Here is a 19,797-nt window from a genome sequence, read left to right on the forward strand (position 1 = left end):
AATTTTCCTGCAAAATTCACCTACGAGACTATAATTTGATGTTGGGAGCAAAAGGTTTCATCCGATAACTTTATTTCTACCGGATGAAACCTTCCGTAACAATGCCTTGCTAAAAATTTATTGCACTCCCTTAAGCCCATACGCCTCAATACCCGTAAGCGTCGCCCGTCCATTGCAGGCACACAGGCTTATCCCCGTCTGATCATTTCCTGCAAAGATATTATTTGAATGATTATTACTATAACCATCCGTAAATATTTCAAGAGAACTCTGATCGGAAAAGACATGTACATCCAATTCCTTCTTCCCTTTCAGATACATAACACTGTGAGAAATCCCTTCGCTCCATCCGTCACTGTCATTGCGGTTTACCGACATCTGTCCCCGCTTAAAATCAAAGGTACACACAGTCTTTCTGCTGTCATCACAACGCAGATACAGCAAAAGAGCTTCTGCATCCGTATGTTCCAAATCAATCCTGAACTTTAATTCAAACGAAACCCCATCACCGGCCTTCAGCTTTGTTTCTCCAGACTCCAGAACCAGTTTCTCCTGCTTTTGCATATCTATACGAAGCATCTCTAATTCCTTTATCGGAACAAAAGCTAACGTACCGTCCTCTCTCAAACGTACTTCTCTTACGATATTATATGAACCGCACCAGCCCTCCTTATAAGTCGGCCCCCAGTCCTTCCAGAAAGGCATCCAGTCCCAACTGTTTGCCCACGCCACAATCAGCCTGCGTCCGTCCGGTGCAAGGAAAGACTGCGGAGCATAATAATCATAGCCCCAATCTATCTCCCCGCTGATGTGGCAGCAAAACTTCCCGGTCACATAGTCAAAATCACCGACCATATACACAACTGTACGTTCTCCTGCGCCCATAGGGGAAACCATCAATACATACTTATCCCCTACCGGGTAAAAGTCCGGGCATTCCCACATGTACCCCCATTCTCCCCGGCTCTGGGCCAGAACACTGAAAAATGTCCAATGAAGCATATCCTTTGAGCGGTAGAGAAGGGCCTGCGCCCTGTCATTTTTGCTTGCGCCGCATACCATATAGTAAGTATCTTCATGCTTCCACACCTTCGGGTCTCTGAACTGATGGGCAGGAACACCTTCCGGCGGGGTCAGGACCGGGTTGCCCTCATATTTTTCAAAATGGATTCCGTCTTCACTGTAAGCAATACACTGGGTCTGCTCAAATCCTTTCCCATCTTTTGTCGTACCGGTGAACATCAAGAACAGCTTTCCATCATGTTCAATAGCGCTTCCGGAAAAGCATCCTCCCCGTATATGGTCGTCGTACTTCTCACTGGGCGCCAGCGCGACAGGGAGATACTCCCAGTGCAGCATATCATCGCTTACCGCGTGTCCCCAGTGCATATAATCCCAAAATCCATAGTAAGGATTATATTGAAAAAAGAAATGGTATTTTCCTTTATAAAAGATTAGGCCGTTCGGATCGTTAATCCATCCGGTCTCCCCCATAAAATGATACCGCTGGCGCATCGCTCCCTTTTTTACTGACTCTCGGTTCTCATCAATTGTCCGCTGGGCTCTTTCGATATTGCTCAGCATGATTTCCTTAGACATAAAACTCCTCCAAATTACTTTCTATCTATATTCATCACGGAGTTTTTTTGCAAATTCCGTATTAAGTTTTGATTCCCGTCTCGCCTTTTCTTCTTTGATCCGGAACTGCTCTTCTCTTGCAGGAGCATACTCTTCCCACCGTTTTTCCCATGATTCCCTTGCAGCTTTCATCTCGTCCGTAAGTTCAGGCATTCTTAAATTTCTCTGTGGAAGCTTGGGTACATTCGGAAGTCTCTCCTCTACCGGCAATATTGTAACCTCCGTTTTTGTCGGCAATGTCTGATACCAGTAAGCGGTAGAACTCCAGTCGTCCGACAGATGATTGGCATGCCCATGCTCAATCGTTACCCGAAGGCTCTTTTCAAATCGTACCGGATCTGTGATATGGAACCGATAAGACACCTGAAAACCATCCGTATCACCCTCATGCACAATGGTTCCAAAGAACGGATACGCATTTCTCTGCATTCCCCATGCATGATTAAAATAATCCTCCGTTCCGGTCCCGTTAAGGCTTGGGTACTCTTCTCCATCGATAAAGAACATATCGTTTCCTTCTCCCCACCAGCTTCCCTGATAGTGCTTTACCGTCAGGTTGCATCCAACATAATGTCCTGTACCTTCTACATCCAGAACCGTATAATTGCCTTCCCCCTTAAAGTTGGTTACATTATTTACTTCCGGGGAATTGGTCTGGACATCCGGACCCCAGCCGTCGCAAGGATTCTCCCGCCGCCAGCAGGAATGAAAATAAGCGGTATTCTCATCCAGCGGCTCCTTATACATCTCATAATCAATATTGAAATATAAGATAAAGGGCAGCTCATTCTCATTAACGATTTCAATCTTTGCTTTCTTATTAAAAGGCATTGGGAAATAACAGGATACGGAACAAGGCGCCCCATATCTCCCTGCCTCTTCCGGCTTTAAAGATACATTAAAGGGAAGCGAACTGAAATTACCCGGGTAGCAGTTTCCAATACAGAAGAAATCTCCCAAAGGCGCAAGAACACTTGGAGTCTCCTGGTCATCCCATGTAATCTTAATCAATGCTTTCCTATAATAGAACGGATCATAATCGTCCCATATCACGCCTAATGCAGGGTGAATCTCCATGACCGGAGCCGCCGATGCATTTAATACCGGATCCAAAATACTTGGAGCCTTTACCTTACGGCAAGATGAAGTCATCCAGATATGGGTGATACACCCAGGTCCCTCTACTTCCCCAAGAACAATGCTTTCTTTGGCCGGAATCTCCCAATAATCCTGATTCTTGCCGCGCTGATCCCAACTGGCAAGCCTTCCGTTCCTTGCTTTTTTGACTGTTGTTAAATCCTGAAATAATCCTGATACCTTACTCATAAATATTCTCCTTTATCTCATTTTCTCTATGAACTTTCTAACCTTTTACTGCTCCGGCCGTCATACCCTCTACAATATTTTTCTGGAAAATTCCATAGAATATCAATTCCGGTATTATAATCATAATGCTGGACGCCACAATCCCGCCGTAATCAACGGTGTAAGTCCCCTTAAAGAATGACGCGCCCATTGATAATGTATAGTCTGACACATCTCTTAGCATAACCGACGCAAATGGGAACTCATTCCAGATGTACAGAACATTGAATATAACCACAGTAGCAATTACAGGCTTTGTCATAGGCAGGATAACCCTAATCATAAGATCCCATACACTGCATCCGTCAATGACCGCCGCTTCATCTATTTCGGTAGGCAAAGATTTTAAATACCCCACAAGGAGCAATGTATTAAAAGAAATCGAAGTAGCAATATACGGAAAAATCAACGCCCATTTCCCTCTTAATCCAAAAAATACATTTATTTTATATACAGGGAACAGCAGGATAAAAGGGGAAATAGACAAACCCATAATCAAAAAGCCATATAACATCTTTCTCAGTTTTTCATTCTTAAATTCCATCCTCGCAAGTACAAAGGAACTCAAAAATGTAATAACCAGTTCTGCAATCATAGAGATTATACACACAAAAAATGTATTTCCATACAGCCTCGGAAAATCAAGCGTCTCCAATGCATGCCTGAAATTATCGAAATTAAATGTCTTCGGCAGGGACAGGGGCGATGACAGTATCTCCGAATTTGTTTTAAGGGAAAGAACCAGCATCCACAAAAACGGAAAGACCACTAATACCGTAATCAACACCATCAGGATATACTGTCCTGCTTTTTTTCTCTTATTTGGCATAAGCTTATCCCTCTCTTTCTTTTGTTACCGTACTGTAAACTGCCGTAATCAGCAATGACAGTAAAAAGGTAACTGTTGCCAGCGACATGCCGTATCCATAATCGCCGCTGGAAAACGTCATAGAATAACTGTAGGTCACTAACGTTTCCGACAGATGGTTCGGACCGCCGCCGGTAGTCTGCTGCACAATTTCAAATATTTTAAATACACCTGTTATGACCAGTACCGCTACTGTGGAAATAGTCGTGCGCATCATCGGAATGATGACATATCTGATTTCCTGTATGGAGCTGGCGCCATCGATCTTTACTGCCTCAAGAACGTCTCCCGGAATCATCTTCAGGCCCGCAATAAATATAGTAACGAGATATCCCAATTGCTGCCAGAAATATATAACCGCAATGCTGTAGGGTGATAATGTATCGCCGCCAATCCACTTCTGCTTCAGACCTTCTGCTCCGACAGCGTCCAGAATATTATTTATAATACCGATATTAGGGTCAAGAATATATACCCAGATAATACCCACAATAATCGGCGCTATGATTGCCGGAGAAAAGATAAGAGCCTTTGAAAAATCTACGCCCTTTAATCTCTTATTGAGCAAAAGAGCAATCAAAAACGATAAGGTCATCAAAAGCACAAATGCCATCACAAACATGACCATTGTATTCTTAAAAGAAATCCAAAACGTCTCATCTTGGAACAATCTCACATAATTTTTAAGCCCGATAAATTTTGCCTGACCGATTCCTGAATATTTTGTAAAACTGTATCTTACCGCTATGATAATCGGCAGTATAATAAAGATACTGTAAACAAGTAATGTGGGAATCATAAGGCCTATCTTATACCTCTTTTTGCTTAACCAATGCATAAATATTAACCCATCTTTCTTATTCCTTTTCCCATCTGTTTCTTATAGAATCCCGACGCCGCTGAATACTTCCCGGCGCCGGAACGCTTCTATTCTATTTACTGTTGGCAAGAGCTGCATCCAATTTATCAAGAGCTTCTCCCGGCTGGTATGTTCCCTGAAGTACTCCGAAGATACCGTCATATAAAGCTTCCTGAATTGCAGAGGACACGGTAAGATCCGGAGCCGCCTGGGGACTTTCCCATCCGTTGGCAAGCGCATCAATCATAGCGTTCATAGCGTACTGACTGTCAGACGCTGCCGCCCCTTCATAATTTGTTGCCGGGAATATAGAACCTTCATAGGAAAGTTTAGCTGCCTCTTCTCCGTAATAGAATTTCAGAAATTCATACACACCTTCCTTTAATTTTTCATCATCTGCAGCCTTTGCGCTGACACCAATCGGCGCTGACGGGACTTTCATTACGATTTCCTGGTTACTCTGGGTGTCCGTAAATTTCGGCCCCCACCAAAAGCCAATCTTATCTCCGATATTCTCATCAAATTCAGCACAATCCCACTGCCCTGTTCCAAACATGGCTGCTTTTCCTTCATCAAATAACTGCTTGGCGTCAAAATATTCTATTGTGGCCATATTCTCCGGAAACGCTTCTGCATCTTTAAGACCCTGAAACTTCTCAAAACATGCCGTCAGCTCTTCATTGTTAAACTTGTCTTTTCCATCCAGAATATTTCCGATATTGTCTTCCCATCCATATCTGGCAAGGAACTCGTTGAACTCCCACATTGCATACGCGCTGTTTTTGCTGCCTATTGCAAGTGGAATCACCCCGCTTTCCTTCAATTTTTTTACTATCTCAATAAATTCTTCATATGTGGTCTCATCCGTCGGATAATCTACCGCCGCACTATCAAAAATCTCCTTATTGTAGAAGATACCTTGCACATTACACTGATAGGGAAGACCAAACTGTCCGTTGTCATCCTTGAAAGCCGCTTCCATGCCGCCAAGCGCCGCCTTAATCTCTGAATTTTCATCAAGAAATTCCGTCAGGTCAAGCAGGACTCCCGCCTCGCTGTATTCCGGAGCCTCCGAACCTTCAATCCAGAAAATCTGAGGCAATGTTCCGTCTTCTGCCTTCAGCTTCATATTCTTTGAATGAGTTTCTGTATCCGCAGCTTCAAACTCTACTTTATACTTTCCCTCATTCTCTTTATTGAAAGCCTCTACAATATTGTTTGTAACCGTCTCCTGCTCTGCCGGGTTCGCTACATGAATACCGAACTTAATAACTGTAGCGCCGCTTTCATCTGTCTTCGTCTCCTCAGAACCGCCCCCGGAGCATCCTGTCATCAATCCCAGTGTCATCGCCCCAATCGTTACTGCGGATAATAATTGTTTTAAATTTCTGCTCTTCATAATGTTCCTCCTTCTTAATTACTTCAATATGGAACCCGTTCCACATTAAGGAAAAAAATAAATTGTTTCTGGTTTACACTTGATGTCACATTATATGGAACCCGTTCCATCAAGTGTAAAAAATAAAAACCTCAAAAGCACTTTTTCAATTTTCTTAATTCTATTATATTACGCTTTCACAACTTGTCAACTAATTTCTTTATTTTCTTTTTAAATTTGTACATAATTACAGAATTTTCAATACTTATTTTGTTGATTATCACCATTACACAATCGTTGTCCTTCCTTTCCTTAATGCTGCTTCCAATATAACATTCTTATTTTTATATACCCTGCCGTTTACCAGACGGTGTATCAGGCGAACAGACTCGGATCTTTAACACTTAAAAAAAGATAAAATCGCTACAGTCCCTATAAAGCCTGCATTTTTTTGTCAAATTTTTGAAATTATTTTGTTGTATGGTGTTGTGTTTCACGTGAAACTATGCTATAATGGTGTTATGAAACTTTGGTATGACAGGAAATCAAAAAACCCTACCTATTTCGTTCAACTCGGTATCCGGAATGGGAAAAAAACGACTACTAAAAATATTGCACGGATCGGTCGGCATTCTGATCTTCTAAAGATTACCGACGACCCTCTTTCTTATGCCAAAGAGCAGGTCGCCAAATTCAATGAGGAGGCTAAACTTAATCATCAGATTTCTTTAGAACTCAAGATCAACTTTGCTGAAAAGCTTAAAGCTTCCGATTCGCTTGCTTCTTCCAGCAAACAACTTAATATTGGCTACTTTTTTCTTCAACAGCTTTACCACAGCCTGGAAATCGGTTCTTTCTTTGACTCCTTAACAGCCGATTCAAAGATTACCTTCGACCCGAACCTTGTGAACCGTTTCCTTACCTGTGACCGCATTCTTGCGCCGGATTCAAAACTCAGCTCCCTGCAGCATATGGCAAATTACTATGAACAACCTCAGTTCGATTACATGCATATCATGCGCACCATGGATCTTATGGCAGATCATTATGACGAATATATCTCCCATCTTTTCGAGAAAAGCAATAACATTATTAAGAGGGATACTTCTGTCTGTTTCTATGACTGCACGAATTATTATTTTGAGACTGAAATGGAAGACGAGGATTATGTCGATGAAGTGACCGGTGAAACCATCAAGGGGCTGCGTAAGTACGGTCCATCCAAAGAACACCGCCCCAATCCCATTGTTGAAATGGGGCTGTTCATGGATACGGACGGCATCCCTCTGTCCATGTGTATTACTTCCGGCTCAGACAATGAACAGACAACCGTTATCCCATTGGAAAAAAAGCTCTCACAGATGTTTCAGAAAAAGAAATTTATATACTGTGCAGATGCCGGCCTTGGTTCGCTCAATATCAGGAACTTTAATTCCATGGGCGGCCGTGCTTTTATCGTCACCCAGTCTGTAAAGAAACTTTCCGACCATTTGAAAGAAGCTGTTTTTAATGATTATGGTTATAAGCTTCTTTCTTCTGACACACCTGTTACAATTGAGGATTTGAAATCCTTCGATAAACGGGATCCTGAAAATAAAGATTTATATAATGACAAGGCTTACAAGATCATTGAAGCCGATCAAGCATTCGATCTTGGGCTTTATGAAGAAAAGCACCTGAAAAACGGGAAAACAGTAAAAGTAAAGTCGAAAGCCACCGTAAAACAAAAGGTGATTGTAACTTTTTCCAGAAAAATGATGGAATACCAGCGTTTTATCCGGAACCGACAGATTGAACGGGCAAAAAAACTTCTTAAGAATCTGGAGCCCGATACCTATAAAAAGGGGCCTCATGATGTCACGCGCTTCATCAAAAGAACTTCTTGTACGAAAAGTGGGGAGACTGTTACAGATTCATACGAAATAGATCAGGCTGTTATAGACAAAGAAGAAAAATATGATGGTTTTTATGCGGTAGCGACAAATCTTGATGACGATGTAAAAACCGTAATTGGGATCAGCTCGAACAGGTATAAGATTGAAGACTGCTTCCGGATCACGAAGACAAATCTTTCTGCGCGCCCTGTATACCATCAGAAGCCCCGGCGGATTGTTGCACATTTTATGATCTGTTATACATCGCTTCTGATATACCGGCTGTTAGAAACAAAATTAAACCGATATGGAACACACTTTTCTATTGAAAATATCATTGAAACCTTAAAGAACATGGAAGTAGCCAATATAGAAGATATGTGTTACATGTCAACCTACGACAATTCTAAGGTATGCACAGCCCTAAATGCAATTTGGGGGCTTGGTCTGGATAAAAAATACTATCAACCGAAAGAACTAAATAAAAAGATCAAAAAAATTTCAAAATAGTCTTTCCATACAACATCCATAATCAAAGCTAAAGAGGCGCAATCCTAGTAAAATCAAGGGATAGCGCCTCTTTAGACTTTTGCAAGTGTTAAAGATGGGATTATATTACGCTTTCACAACTTGTCAACTAATTTCTTTATTTTCTTTTTAAATTTGTACATAATTACAGAATTTTCAATACTTATTTTGTTGATTATCACCATTACACAATCGTTGTCCTTCCTTTCCTTAATGCTGCTTCCAATATAACATTCTTATTTTTATATACCCTGCCGTTTACCAGACGGTGTATCAGGCGAACAGACTCCTTTGCCAGACCTTCGATTGGCTGTACAATAGCCGTCATCTTTGGCTCTACCATATCTGTTATAAATGTTCCGTCATAAGCGACAAATTTAACATCTCCAGGCACTTTTCGGTGTCTCCGTATCGTTTCATTCATACACTCAATTGCCAGACGGTCGACAGCAAAAACACCGTCAAATTCTATTTCTTTGGAAAATACATCTTCCACAACCTTCCTGTAATAGACCGAATCAAGCCGGTTCCATTGCAGTTCATAACAAATCGTCTGTATGTGATGCTCTCTCATGACCCGCTCAAACTCATAATGCCTTTCATGATATGGAGAGCCAACCTCCGTTGCTCCCCGAAAATGCAGAATCTTCTTACAGCCGTTGGCAATCAGTGTCTCCGCCGCCAAACGCCCGCCTTCTCTGTGATTCACTGCAACTACCGGAATATCTTCTCCCAGATAACGGTCAAGAGCCACAATGGGCTTATGAATCTTCTTATACTCCTCCACATCCAACGAATGTACGCCTGTAATAACACCATCCACAATATGGCGCCTGAGCATATCAAGATATTCTAACTCGGCATTGCTCTCCTTCTCAGTATTACAGAGCATCATCTTAAAGCCATAGTGATAAAGCTCTGCCTCGGCATAATCTACAAACTCAGAAAAAAATGGATTCGATACATTCGGGACGAGAACTGCTATAATTCCAGTTTTTTTATGATATAGATTTCTTGCGAGTTCATTGGGAATATAATCCAGTTTTTTCATAGCCGCCTCTATCTTTGCCCTTGTTTCTTCTGATACATAGCCGCTGTCATTCAAATATCTTGATACCGTTCCGACTCCTACACCTGCTTCTTTTGCAACATCTTTTATCCCGGCCATCGTATACCACCTCTTACAATTTATAACATTCTAACAACTATATCAATATTTTTCTTATTTCGGCACCTTACTTAAAAATTATATCAAATACTTTGACAGCCGTCTAGCGCAAGATCCAATTCCATAATATTATCTGTTAGCATGATAAGGTACTTTATTTCCCATATGACAAAAACGCCGCACAGTCAGATACTTCTTCCTGTGCAGCGTCCTAACACTACTCAATATAAACAGCTGTAACTAAATCAGGTAATTCATCATCATGCCCACTGCATAATAATTACTCATTATTGTAAGCCCCGCCCTTGGAGAACATACCCATTACACTGTACGGATTCGTTGCCGCACTCATGGATGATGAACCCGTGGACGTACCTGAAAATGAACTAGAACCGCTTCCATTCACCAGAGAAGGAAAAAGCAATTCTACCCGCATATGCCCATCGTCCCCTACTTTTTCAGATATACCTCTGCATAATTCACCCCAAGCGCCTTAGCCGTCTCATGGTCATTCACATAGATATCGATATGGTTCTCCTTAATCGATCCGCCGCAGTCCTCCGCAGTAAATACATGCCCGCCGATAATCACCTGTGTTCCATATGGAATCACACTGGGATCCACAGCAATGGTCCTGCCCTCCACTACCGGCGCGCCCGTGGCCGTAATCCCTGTCTCCACATCACAGCAAAGCTCACACGCACAATAGTATGTCAGTTTGAATGTCCCTAAATCCTTTCCATACATATCCGGTACAGCATTTACATTCCCAATACCTCCGCCTGCATACCCGAAACTATCATCCTTCAAAATCCGCGTCGCCCACACAGCGCTGTCCTTCCTTACATCCGCCTGAACGATCCCTGTATCCGAGCTCATGGCTTCGATGGTCTTGCCGTCTCCCGCATACATGGCCACATGATGGATGCCCCCGTCCCTGGCATAAAAAATCAAGTCTCCGGGCAAAGCATCTTCCACCGGAATCTGCGTCCCATACTGAGCCTGATCACGCGCCACTCTGGGTATGTCATAACCATATTGCTTGTAAATACTCTGGACGAATCCTGAACAGTCCGCCCCCTGAGTCAGGCTGGTGCCGCCCCACACATAAGGATTGCCCACGAACTGCGCTGCGAATTCAATCACAGACCTTCTGAGTTCCCCGTCCGGGACTCCCGGCTCCGTAGACGTAAGGGTATAATAACACGCCCCGTTTTCCTCCGGCTTGACCAACTCCTTTGCCTTCAAAAAATTCTCTTCCGTGACCGATTCCTCATACCGGAGACATTCCTTCCTTACAAATCCCCGGACATCCCCGGACTCAATGAACACCCAATCCTGCTCTTTATCTTCCAGAATACAGGACAGGCCGCCCTCAGGAAGAACGCCGACCATCCGGCTCGCTTCATTTTTTTCTTCCCTCACGGCCGTCTCAGCCTTCGCAATGGCATAATCCTTCTCCACCACAGTCTGGCCCGCCGTTGCCCTAAGATAAACAAATGCCTGATTCTCCCGCCACGGCACAGTTTCCACGGCCACAGGCGCAACACCTTCAATCCCGGTATACTCGGCCTGCTCTCTTTCGGCCTCTATACGCGCTTCATTCTGGTACGCCTCAAGAATCGGAACAGCCTCTTCCCCTGTAATAACCTCCTCTGAACGCACAAATCCTCTGACCCTTCCGGACTCCACATAGAACCATCCGTTATCCTCTTCCTTCAATATAAATAACAGACCATTCCCGGAAAGTCTCCCTACCGCCCGAACACTTCCTTCCATGCCCTCGTCCGCCAAAATCGCCTCCCGGATAACCATGTCCTCTCTGGCAAATGCATACTTCCTTGCAACCGTCCAGAAACGGAAATCCTCAACTATCTTTGGAAGTTTCACTAATTTCTGATTCATGATAAGGCTTGCGTTGCTGATTCTTTCCGGCATCATATTCTCCGGCTTCAGTTCATCAGCATCTCTGCTCATCTCGTCAATCCCCGGCAGCATCGGAAATAACGGAATGACCACATCACTTGGCTCTCCCGGATTCCCTATATTTTCCGTACCTGTCGGTTTCTCCGGATTCGTCGATTCCCCCGGATTAACTGGAGTACCCGGCTCCGTCGGTTCTTCCGGTATCTCCGAAATCCCTGGCTTTTCCGATACAGTTGGCTCTTCTGGTACGGCTGATCCTTCCGGTATCGTTGGTTCTTCCGGCATCTCCGAAATCCCTGGCTTTTCCGGTACGGCTGGTTCTTCCGGTGCCACCGAATCAATCGATTCTGTCGGATTTGTCACTTCCCCCTGATTGGTTGGATCGACCGATTCCGTCGGGCCTGCCGGATCCGCCGGACTCCCTGCATTCTCTATCTGTCCTGCATCTGCTGAATCCTCGAAATCCAGCGTCGTCTCTGACACATCCTGCCCGCCTTCAAGCACTTTTATCTCCTCGGCCGCCCCATCATACCGCTTCGCATCCATCCTCACCGTATACGGCTTGTTCATCCCGCCGGTAATGGCTCCCGCAGCTAACATTCCCGCAATTCCTGCCGCGCACACACACCTTATTAATCTCTTCTGTCTATTCATACAAGACCTCATCCTTCCCATCTATCCACAAACCGTCAGTCCCATTACTTAGGTATGACTCCTTTCACAACCGGAATCCCCAACGACTGAAGCTCCTCCCGAAGCCTCCCATACTTTCCCCTGCTCACAGGCACTACGGTATCCTCCCCTAACACCGCCTCATACGTCTGCCCGAACATACTCGAACTCACCTGCCGGATATCCCCGATCGGAATCAAAAACGACTGATGACATCGAAAAAAACCATAATCACAGAAGATCCTCTCCAGCTCATCCAAAGGCTGCGCAGCCTGAAACTCGCGCCCATCCTTCATCCTAAGAAATACCTTCCGCTTCTCCTTACAGATATAACAGATTTCCTCAGGCTCCACCAGCGTATAATCCTGCCCCGTCCGCACAGCCACCTTCCCGGAAAACGGACGGCTTCTCTTCTCCACCCGCTCAAAAGTCCTGCCAAGCCGCGTTACGTCCACAGGCTTCGTCAGGAAATCCACAGGCTCATAATCATAACTCTCTGCTGCAAAATCCGCATGTCCCGTCAGGAACACATAAGGAATCCCCTGATACGCCTCCTCAAGAAACGCGGCCATCGAAAACCCGCTCATCCCCGGCATTTCAATATCCAGGAACACCAGCGACACATTCCCCGCCCCCAGTATCTTCTTTGCCGTTTCCACATCTTCTGCATACAGAACCCGTTCCCTTGGCACATAATGCTCCAAAGCAGCAATCGAAGCCTCCGAAGCCTTTGGCTGGTCATCCACCAAAAGCACAAGCCCCTCATACATCATCACTCCTCCTTAAACAACCGCAAAGGCAGTTTTGCAATAAAAAAAATCACATCCTCTTCCATTCTGGAATACACGACTCCTCCATATCTGGACACAAGCGCCTGAATCGAAGCAATCCCGATTCCCTCATGCCCTGCCTTAGAAGAACGTCCCATCTGGTATGACCCCATAGGTTTTCCCCTGCTCACCCGGTTCGAGACACTGATCATACAGAATTCCCCCCGCTTGAACACAGACAGCTTGATTCCATAAGACTTGTCCGACGTAAGTTCCGCCTCATCAATGGCATTCTGCAAAAGATTGCCGATGACCTTATTCGTCTCATAGACGTTGGTAGCAATCTGCGACAGATCATTTTCAATCGAAATATCCATCGGAATCCCAACGAGCGCCGCTTTACTCTTAAAAGAAAGAATCAACGCACTGATTGCCGCATCCTGAAGAGGCAAGATCTGATTCATCTCAATGGAATCCTCCAGCAATTCGTTCAAATACCTCTCACAGGCGTCATAATCCTTCCGAACCAGCAGACCATGGAGGGTTTGCACATGAAAATTATAATCATGCCTCTGGGAACGAATCACGCTCATATACGTCTGCATCTCATCCCTGTACTGCTTCTCCGTCAGCACATTCATCCGCTCCCGGCGGTTCACGATTATCAAATCAATCAAACGCAAGCCTCCGAAAAACCCAGACCATTCCAGGCACATCACAGGCAGAGAATCACTCCCTGCAACAGCCGGAAACACCAGGCATCCCCCATAGACCGCAAAAAACACACCAAATCCCGTCATCAACTGCCCAGCGTCATCCGAATCCACATTCTGTCCTTCCACATACTCCTGCCACCCCACGCCCGGGAACCCTCCCGCAAGCCTGCCGCAGATAGCATATGCAGCCAGAAAGCCAATCACAAGCAGCATGACCCGGAAAAACAAAGACAGAAACGTAAGCCTGAAAACAGCGGCGGCCGTCGTCTGCAACATCCCAAACTGCCCGCAGGCAATGGACGTCACAGCGGCGGCATCCACCCACACGCCCTTAGGTTCAAGGACAATAGGGATAAAGACAGCCAGAAAAAGGAAACAGGCAATCCCACTAAACCTTATACTCAGATTCAGGCAGGAAGACAGCCCACAGGCCACGCCCGCAATCAGAGAAAACGCCAGACTGCGCCGTTTATCCGTCCCAATCCACCGAAAAGCCGTAAAACAAGAAACAGCGGCCCCCACTCCTAAAAAAACGTAACCGGCAATCAGCATGGCGTTTCCCTCCTCTCTCAATTTTCCATACGTCCGATATACCAACTCAGTATATCATCCCCAATTTTACATTTCAATCTCTGCATTTCTGCAAATCTCAGTCATGGTACAGCATTTCTGCAAGCTGCTCATGAATCCTCTCCGTATCCATGCCCCCCACAGACTTATGCACAAGCTCCCCGTTATGGAAATAACGAAACGCCGGAATCCCCATAATCTTGAACCGCTTTGCAAGCTCCCGGTACACAGATGTATTTACCTGAATAAACCGAATAAAAGCCATATCATCCGCGACCTCCCGGTAATAAGGGGCAGTCGCCACGCACGCACCGCAATGATCTCCATAGAAATCCACCATCACATACTCCGCTGAATTGACCAGCTCGTCAAAATTCTCACCCGTAGCCTCTATAATCGCCATAATATTACACCTCCAGATATTTTTCTGCGTCCGCCATCAGCAGATGGTAAGTATGCGCCTGATACGCCTGCTGCCTGAACATCGTAATGTCCGCCTGCTTCATAAGCTCCTTTACATCCTCGCCCCGCTGTGCGGCAATCTTCTCCACTTCCGCGGCAAAATCATCCTCCGTCATCACAAACCCGTCATTTTCCGAAAAATAGCAATACATAAGATAGGGAATAAAATATTTCTCCTGCTCCTCAGCCGCCCTTCTAAGCGCCTCCTCCTCGGAAATGACCTCGCCCTCCTGGGTCTTCTTCAAATCATCCCCGGCAGCCAGCAGCCCGTCATACATGATTCTTGCCCGGCCGTCACACCATTTCTGCTTCTCCGCCTGGTCAATCTCAAACTCACTCCTCTTTGACATCTCCTCAAGCCAGAAACGTGCAATCCCCATACAGGCACGCTCCCTCCTCTCACCGTCATGCTGTCCGTGATACCAGCGGTAATAATCCTCCACAGTCCGTACGTCCGGGATACCAAGCTTTTGCGCCAGCTCATCCCCCACCTCCATTACATGGATACGCACAGCCTTCTCGATTTTCAGGCAAAGCTCCATATCCTTCAGCAAACAGGAAAACTCATCCCCCTGCTTCTTTCCAAGTACCGCCTGTTCCGCACTTTCCGCTCCCGGAAGCTTCCGTCCCGGATACAGCAAGACCGACCGGCCGATCCAGCCCTCCTTAGAAGACTCCACACAGGTACAGTACACACAATCCCCCTCCCGGATTTCCCCTTTTGTCTCCTCCTCCCCGGAATGATCCTTCGCAAGAGCGCTAAGTTCCTCCTCAATCTCACTGTCCGGGATATGCCAAAGCCCCAGCTCCTTAGGGACTTCCAGCTCCTTATAATCAAAACAATTTACCATTCCAGATTTCATCTTTACAGCTTCCTTTCTAAATTATTTTAATGTCCGATTCCCGCTCCCGCATTCGCAAACGTCCGGTAATATTCATTCGCCGCAAGCAATTCCTTCGGCGTACCGCACCCCTTGATTTCCCCGTCGCACAGCACGATTACCTGATCGGCGAACACAGTAGCCGAATAATTATGTGCGATCAGGACCGTGGTCCTGCCCTTCATCAGGTTGCTTAACGCCTCCGTCACAAGCTGCTCGCTCTTCACATCCAGATTGCTGGTCGCCTCGTCAAGAAGCAGATAATCCGGATTTCTCATCATCGCCCTTGCAATCGCAATACACTGCTGCTGTCCGCCTGAGAAATTCGACCCTCCCGGTCCCGCTTCCGCATCGAACTGCCCCGGCGTATTCATGACGAAATCATAGATATTCGCCATCTTCGCCACATGCACCAGTTCCTCCTCCGTTACCGGACGCTCTACGCCATAGATAATATTATCCCGGATTGTCCCGGATAAAATCGGTTTCTCCTGGGAAACAATCGCAAAACACTTCCGCCATGACGACAATTTAAACTGCTTCACGTCTTTATCCCCAAAGCAGATCTTCCCGGCAGTCGGATCGTACATCCGCTCCAACAGCTTAAACAGCGTACTCTTCCCGGCGCCGTTGGTTCCCACCACCGCCGTTACCTTCCCCTTAGGAATCACACAGTTAATGTCCCGCAGCACAGAAGCCGTCCGGTAAGAAAAATCCACATGGTCAAGGACAATATCCGCGTCCGACACATCCATCTCATCCCCATCCTCCGACTCTTCCGGGCAATCCAAAATCCTGCCGATTTTCTGGACAATTCCCGCATTCTGTGAAAACGCCCCGAAGTTGGTACAGATTTCCGCCAGCCGCACCGTTGCAAGCCCGCACAAGGTATAGAACCCAATCAGTTTCCCTATGGTAAGCTCCCCGGCCGCGACCATCTTACTTCCAAGCACGAACGAAATCACAATCGTCAGACAGCCCATAATCTCCATGCCGCCTAACTGAATCATGGAAGTATAACTCAAAAAAATATCTGCCTTGCACTGTTTCCGGAACAAATCATCTGCCTTCTCCTTCTCCTCATCCTCCATCCGGAAAGACTTAATCAGCCTAAGGCCCCGCACATGCTCGGCAAGATATCCCATAGTAGCCGCAAGCCTGGTCCTTGCCGTCATGCCCGTCTTAAAGGACAGCATACTATACAACACCGTAATCCCCGCCAGAACCGGAATCACCAGCAGGCTTGCCGCCGCCATCTTACCCTGGAATGAGAACAACTTCTGGTACGCCACGATTCCCGCATAGAAAGCAGTAAAAATATTAATCAGAATCTGGAAATAATTCCCCGCATTATCCGCGTCCGTCGTCACACGAGTCACCAGTTCATTGATATTATCCGAATCATAGTAGCTGGTAGGAAGATGCATCATCTTATTCCAGACCTTTAAACGAACCGCAAGGTTAATCTTCTGAAGAACCAGCCCGGAGATATAAGTAAACGCAATGGTAATCCCTCCCGCAATCAGTTGAAATTCAATGTACCGAATCAGCTCATCCGTCTTAATAGAATTCTGCGTCCCGTCAATGATGGACGCCGTAATCGTGACAGCCTCCACCTCCACATGGGATTTCACCATGGAAATCGCCACCACAAAGAACAAAAGCAGCCACGGCAGTTTCATGCCCTTAAATATCTTCGTATACCCTTTTATCAATTTTATCACTGTACTGCCTCCTTTTCTGTCTCACAGGCGGCAATCAGCTCCATGAAAGCCTGACAGTTTCCATACAGCTCTCCATAACTTCCGCATCCTGCCAGCACGCCCTTATTCAGCACCACAATCTGGTCTACCCGCTCAAGAAGAGACAGGTCGTGGGTGATAATAATCTTTGTCCTCCCCGGGAACATCTCGAAAATCGTATCCTGTATCATCTTAGACGCCGTGACATCCAGCGCCGAAGTCGGCTCATCCAACAGAATCATACCAGACTTGCGCATAAATTCCCGTGTAAGCACCAGCTTCTGCCTCTGCCCGCCCGACATGGAAGTCCCTCCCGGAGCCACAGGAGCGTTAAGCCCATCCTCCCATTTCCTCAAGACCTCTGCAAATCCCGTCTTTTCTGCAGCCTCCCAGATTTCCTCATCCTCCACCTTACGGTGAAGCCCGTAAGTAAGCGACTCTCTCGCCGTCCCGCTGAAAATATCCGCGCCCTGCTGCACGTATCCCATAGACCCGCGAAGCACGTCCAGCGACATCTCCGATACCGGGACTCGCCCGAATGTGATCTCTCCCTCACAAGGCTCATAGAAATGCTCCAGCAGGCTCACCGAGGTGGTCTTCCCGCTTCCGCACAATCCAATGATCGCTGTAGAACTGCCCGACGGGACATGAAAAGAAATATCCTCAAGAGCCTTTTTGTCTCCATAGGAGAAGGAAACATGGGAAAATGTCACTTCCGCACTCTCCGGCTCTTTCGTATCCTTCACCGTTTCTTCCTCCTCCGGCGCAGTCAGAAGCCTTGCAGTCCTTGCCGTCGTCCCCTGAATCATTTTTAAATTTGCCCAGTAGTCCAACAGATTGGAAAATGCCGTAGACAGTGTGCCGGAAAACATATAGAATGCCACCCACTGCTGAATATCAATATCCCCCCGCTTTAACAGGACGACCCCGAACACCATAACAATCATGACTTGCGCCATCCCAATCAACGTGGTCAATGCCGTGACGGTACATTCCAGCTTTTTTACCCGCATATTGGCATGGAACAGGCTGTATGCGGCATTCTCGCCGTTCTTCAGTTCTTTCTCCTCATTGGTATAAGTCTTGATGAGGCTCAGGTTACGGACACGCTCCGCAAGGTACGCCGTCAATCCTCCGATTTCCTGATACACGCCCGCCTGCGTCCTAAACTGCATCCGTCCGATAAATACCATATACAGGATTTTAATCGGAAAGAGCAGGAACGCAGACACCATAAGCCAGATATTGTAAGAGGATATGGTCTTGAGCGCCTCTGCTATATAATAAAGCGTCGGAAGAAATCCCACCAGAAACTGCACCAAAAGCTGCGCCGCCATCGTGGTATCGTTGGTAATGGTACTCATAATATCCGACGGATCGTTACTGTCATAGTAGTCCATCCGGATATGGAGCATTTTCTTCCAGATTACCCGCCTTGCATTCCGCGCCGCAATATGCTGCGCCGGAGACCGTAAAGCCACATCCCCGCACAGCACGGCGGTAAAGAGCACATAGAATAAAATCGCATCCCACAATACCTTATTATCCAGATTTCCGCTCATAAGTCCCGCCGTGATTGTCGGCAGTTTCAGCATGACCTTGTTATAAAAGAAATTGCACAGAAATGCAATAATAATCCAATGCCATGGAAGCTGTATCTTCATTAAAAGATTCCAGAAATCACGCCAGTTACCCTTGCCCGATTCCGCCTTTTTCACGTTCTCATTCACTTTTCCTGACTCCTTTGTATGTTTTAGAAATAAGCGGCAGACACAAAATCTGCTGCCTGCCGCTTACAACACCATTTTACTCGTATTCGACCAAACCGTTGAAGCTCTTCATCATTTCAATATATGCTTCTACCGTCTCATCCGTTATCGCATCCATAGCCGCCATGGTGGCAATAGAAGCCTGGAGTGTATCTCCCTCCGAATATACATAAATCACATTGCCTTCCTGCGTAATCTGCTGCCCCTGCGAGGTATAGAACTCCGCAAGAGACGCCGCTCCCGCCTCATCAGCCGCAACAAAATACTGGTACTCGGCGGCCGCCGCCCCGTCGTTGGCATATACGATATCATAAATCGCCGTTGCCGGATAGCCCATGTTCGCCATATCGGACAGAAGTTTGCAGCTTTCGTCTCCTTTCAGGACGAAACGCTGGTCAAAGTCAATATCCTGCGGGTCTGTAAATGTATAACTGTCCGTCATCTGGAGACTGAAATCCTTGTCAACAGCCTGCGTCTCGCCTTCCCGGTCCGCCTCGCTTTCGGTCTTGCTTCCTGCTTCTTTGGAGCCGTCTTTATCCGACGAACCACAGCCAATCACCGTCGTTCCTATCATTGCACACATTAAAATCGAAATCAGTTTCTTTTTCATG

Annotated in this window: 16 protein-coding genes; 1 reads left to right on the forward strand and 15 read right to left on the reverse strand. The window is 46.2% G+C overall.

From position 1 onward, the window contains the following. Positions 1–117 precede the first annotated feature (117 nt). The 5 genes from AC6I3O_RS13765 to AC6I3O_RS13785 all read right to left on the reverse strand — a co-directional run bounded on the left by AC6I3O_RS13765 (position 118) and on the right by AC6I3O_RS13785 (position 6,129). Positions 118–1,599 (reverse strand): glycoside hydrolase family 32 protein, encoded by a 1,482-nt coding sequence (locus AC6I3O_RS13765; protein ID WP_497851387.1) that lies wholly within the window; start codon positions 1,597–1,599, stop codon positions 118–120. Between the two features lie 21 nt (positions 1,600–1,620). Then, entirely contained in the window at positions 1,621–2,964 is a 1,344-nt protein-coding gene (locus AC6I3O_RS13770) for a DUF2961 domain-containing protein (RefSeq protein ID WP_497851388.1), read from the reverse strand. A gap of 37 nt (positions 2,965–3,001) precedes the next feature. After that, a complete protein-coding gene (locus AC6I3O_RS13775; protein ID WP_497851389.1) occupies positions 3,002–3,832 on the reverse strand; it encodes a carbohydrate ABC transporter permease in 831 nt (276 codons plus the stop codon). 4 nt (positions 3,833–3,836) lie between these two features. After that, entirely contained in the window at positions 3,837–4,670 is an 834-nt protein-coding gene (locus AC6I3O_RS13780; protein ID WP_497851390.1) for a carbohydrate ABC transporter permease, read from the reverse strand. Between the two features lie 133 nt (positions 4,671–4,803). Then, a complete protein-coding gene (locus AC6I3O_RS13785; protein ID WP_497851391.1) occupies positions 4,804–6,129 on the reverse strand; it encodes an ABC transporter substrate-binding protein in 1,326 nt (441 codons plus the stop codon). A 500-nt stretch (positions 6,130–6,629) separates the two neighbouring features. On the opposite strand from AC6I3O_RS13785, the gene AC6I3O_RS13790 reads away from it, so the two are divergent. Then, complete coding sequence (locus tag AC6I3O_RS13790; protein WP_290451298.1) at positions 6,630–8,492, forward strand: IS1634 family transposase; 1,863 nt, start codon at positions 6,630–6,632, stop codon at positions 8,490–8,492. A gap of 202 nt (positions 8,493–8,694) precedes the next feature. Here the strand turns inward: AC6I3O_RS13790 and AC6I3O_RS13795 are convergent, their stop codons facing one another. From AC6I3O_RS13795 to AC6I3O_RS13840, 10 genes are all read right to left on the reverse strand, one after another. Then, positions 8,695–9,678: a LacI family DNA-binding transcriptional regulator gene (locus tag AC6I3O_RS13795; RefSeq protein ID WP_497851392.1), complete on the reverse strand. Its 984-nt coding sequence runs from the start codon at positions 9,676–9,678 to the stop codon at positions 8,695–8,697. A 280-nt stretch (positions 9,679–9,958) separates the two neighbouring features. Beyond that, a complete protein-coding gene (locus AC6I3O_RS13800; RefSeq protein ID WP_497851393.1) occupies positions 9,959–10,114 on the reverse strand; it encodes a hypothetical protein in 156 nt (51 codons plus the stop codon). 14 nt (positions 10,115–10,128) lie between these two features. Then, on the reverse strand, positions 10,129–12,258 hold the full coding sequence (locus AC6I3O_RS13805) for a C40 family peptidase (RefSeq protein ID WP_497851394.1): 2,130 nt from the start codon (positions 12,256–12,258) through the stop codon (positions 10,129–10,131). Positions 12,259–12,302: 44 nt separating this feature from the next. After that, positions 12,303–13,049, reverse strand: coding sequence for a LytR/AlgR family response regulator transcription factor (locus tag AC6I3O_RS13810; RefSeq protein WP_497853479.1), 747 nt, complete (start codon positions 13,047–13,049; stop codon positions 12,303–12,305). Next, complete coding sequence (locus AC6I3O_RS13815) at positions 13,049–14,314, reverse strand: sensor histidine kinase (protein WP_497851395.1); 1,266 nt, start codon at positions 14,312–14,314, stop codon at positions 13,049–13,051. The genes AC6I3O_RS13810 and AC6I3O_RS13815 overlap by 1 nt, the downstream gene beginning before the upstream one ends. A 97-nt stretch (positions 14,315–14,411) precedes the next feature. Next, positions 14,412–14,735 carry a thioredoxin family protein gene (locus AC6I3O_RS13820; protein WP_497851396.1) on the reverse strand — a complete coding sequence of 108 codons (324 nt, stop codon included), beginning with the start codon at positions 14,733–14,735 and terminating at the stop codon, positions 14,412–14,414. A gap of 4 nt (positions 14,736–14,739) precedes the next feature. Further along, a complete protein-coding gene (locus tag AC6I3O_RS13825) occupies positions 14,740–15,657 on the reverse strand; it encodes a trigger factor (RefSeq protein ID WP_497851397.1) in 918 nt (305 codons plus the stop codon). Between the two features lie 26 nt (positions 15,658–15,683). Next, a complete protein-coding gene (locus tag AC6I3O_RS13830; RefSeq protein ID WP_497851398.1) occupies positions 15,684–17,399 on the reverse strand; it encodes an ABC transporter ATP-binding protein in 1,716 nt (571 codons plus the stop codon). Next, positions 17,396–19,147, reverse strand: a complete 1,752-nt coding sequence (locus tag AC6I3O_RS13835) for an ABC transporter ATP-binding protein (RefSeq protein WP_497851399.1) — start codon at positions 19,145–19,147, stop codon at positions 17,396–17,398. Before AC6I3O_RS13835 ends, AC6I3O_RS13830 begins: the two co-directional genes overlap by 4 nt. Positions 19,148–19,223: 76 nt before the next feature. Next, positions 19,224–19,796: a hypothetical protein gene (locus tag AC6I3O_RS13840; protein ID WP_497851400.1), complete on the reverse strand. Its 573-nt coding sequence runs from the start codon at positions 19,794–19,796 to the stop codon at positions 19,224–19,226. Between the last annotated feature and the right edge of the window lies 1 nt (position 19,797).

The sequence above is a fragment of the Sporofaciens sp. St.21A7 genome (assembly GCF_059728535.1).

What these genes read in the sequence shown, in the direction of transcription:
- AC6I3O_RS13765 (WP_497851387.1), bottom strand. Translation starts at nt 1,599, where the DNA reads ATGTCTAAGGAAATCATGCTGAGCAATATCGAAAGAGCCCAGCGGACA.
- AC6I3O_RS13770 (WP_497851388.1), bottom strand. Translation starts at nt 2,964, where the DNA reads ATGAGTAAGGTATCAGGATTATTTCAGGATTTAACAACAGTCAAAAAA.
- AC6I3O_RS13775 (WP_497851389.1), bottom strand. Translation starts at nt 3,832, where the DNA reads ATGCCAAATAAGAGAAAAAAAGCAGGACAGTATATCCTGATGGTGTTG.
- AC6I3O_RS13780 (WP_497851390.1), bottom strand. Translation starts at nt 4,670, where the DNA reads ATGATTCCCACATTACTTGTTTACAGTATCTTTATTATACTGCCGATT.
- AC6I3O_RS13785 (WP_497851391.1), bottom strand. Translation starts at nt 6,129, where the DNA reads ATGAAGAGCAGAAATTTAAAACAATTATTATCCGCAGTAACGATTGGG.
- AC6I3O_RS13790 (WP_290451298.1), top strand. Translation starts at nt 6,630, where the DNA reads ATGAAACTTTGGTATGACAGGAAATCAAAAAACCCTACCTATTTCGTT.
- AC6I3O_RS13795 (WP_497851392.1), bottom strand. Translation starts at nt 9,678, where the DNA reads ATGGCCGGGATAAAAGATGTTGCAAAAGAAGCAGGTGTAGGAGTCGGA.
- AC6I3O_RS13800 (WP_497851393.1), bottom strand. Translation starts at nt 10,114, where the DNA reads ATGCGGGTAGAATTGCTTTTTCCTTCTCTGGTGAATGGAAGCGGTTCT.
- AC6I3O_RS13805 (WP_497851394.1), bottom strand. Translation starts at nt 12,258, where the DNA reads ATGAATAGACAGAAGAGATTAATAAGGTGTGTGTGCGCGGCAGGAATT.
- AC6I3O_RS13810 (WP_497853479.1), bottom strand. Translation starts at nt 13,049, where the DNA reads ATGATGTATGAGGGGCTTGTGCTTTTGGTGGATGACCAGCCAAAGGCT.
- AC6I3O_RS13815 (WP_497851395.1), bottom strand. Translation starts at nt 14,314, where the DNA reads ATGCTGATTGCCGGTTACGTTTTTTTAGGAGTGGGGGCCGCTGTTTCT.
- AC6I3O_RS13820 (WP_497851396.1), bottom strand. Translation starts at nt 14,735, where the DNA reads ATGGCGATTATAGAGGCTACGGGTGAGAATTTTGACGAGCTGGTCAAT.
- AC6I3O_RS13825 (WP_497851397.1), bottom strand. Translation starts at nt 15,657, where the DNA reads ATGAAATCTGGAATGGTAAATTGTTTTGATTATAAGGAGCTGGAAGTC.
- AC6I3O_RS13840 (WP_497851400.1), bottom strand. Translation starts at nt 19,796, where the DNA reads ATGAAAAAGAAACTGATTTCGATTTTAATGTGTGCAATGATAGGAACG.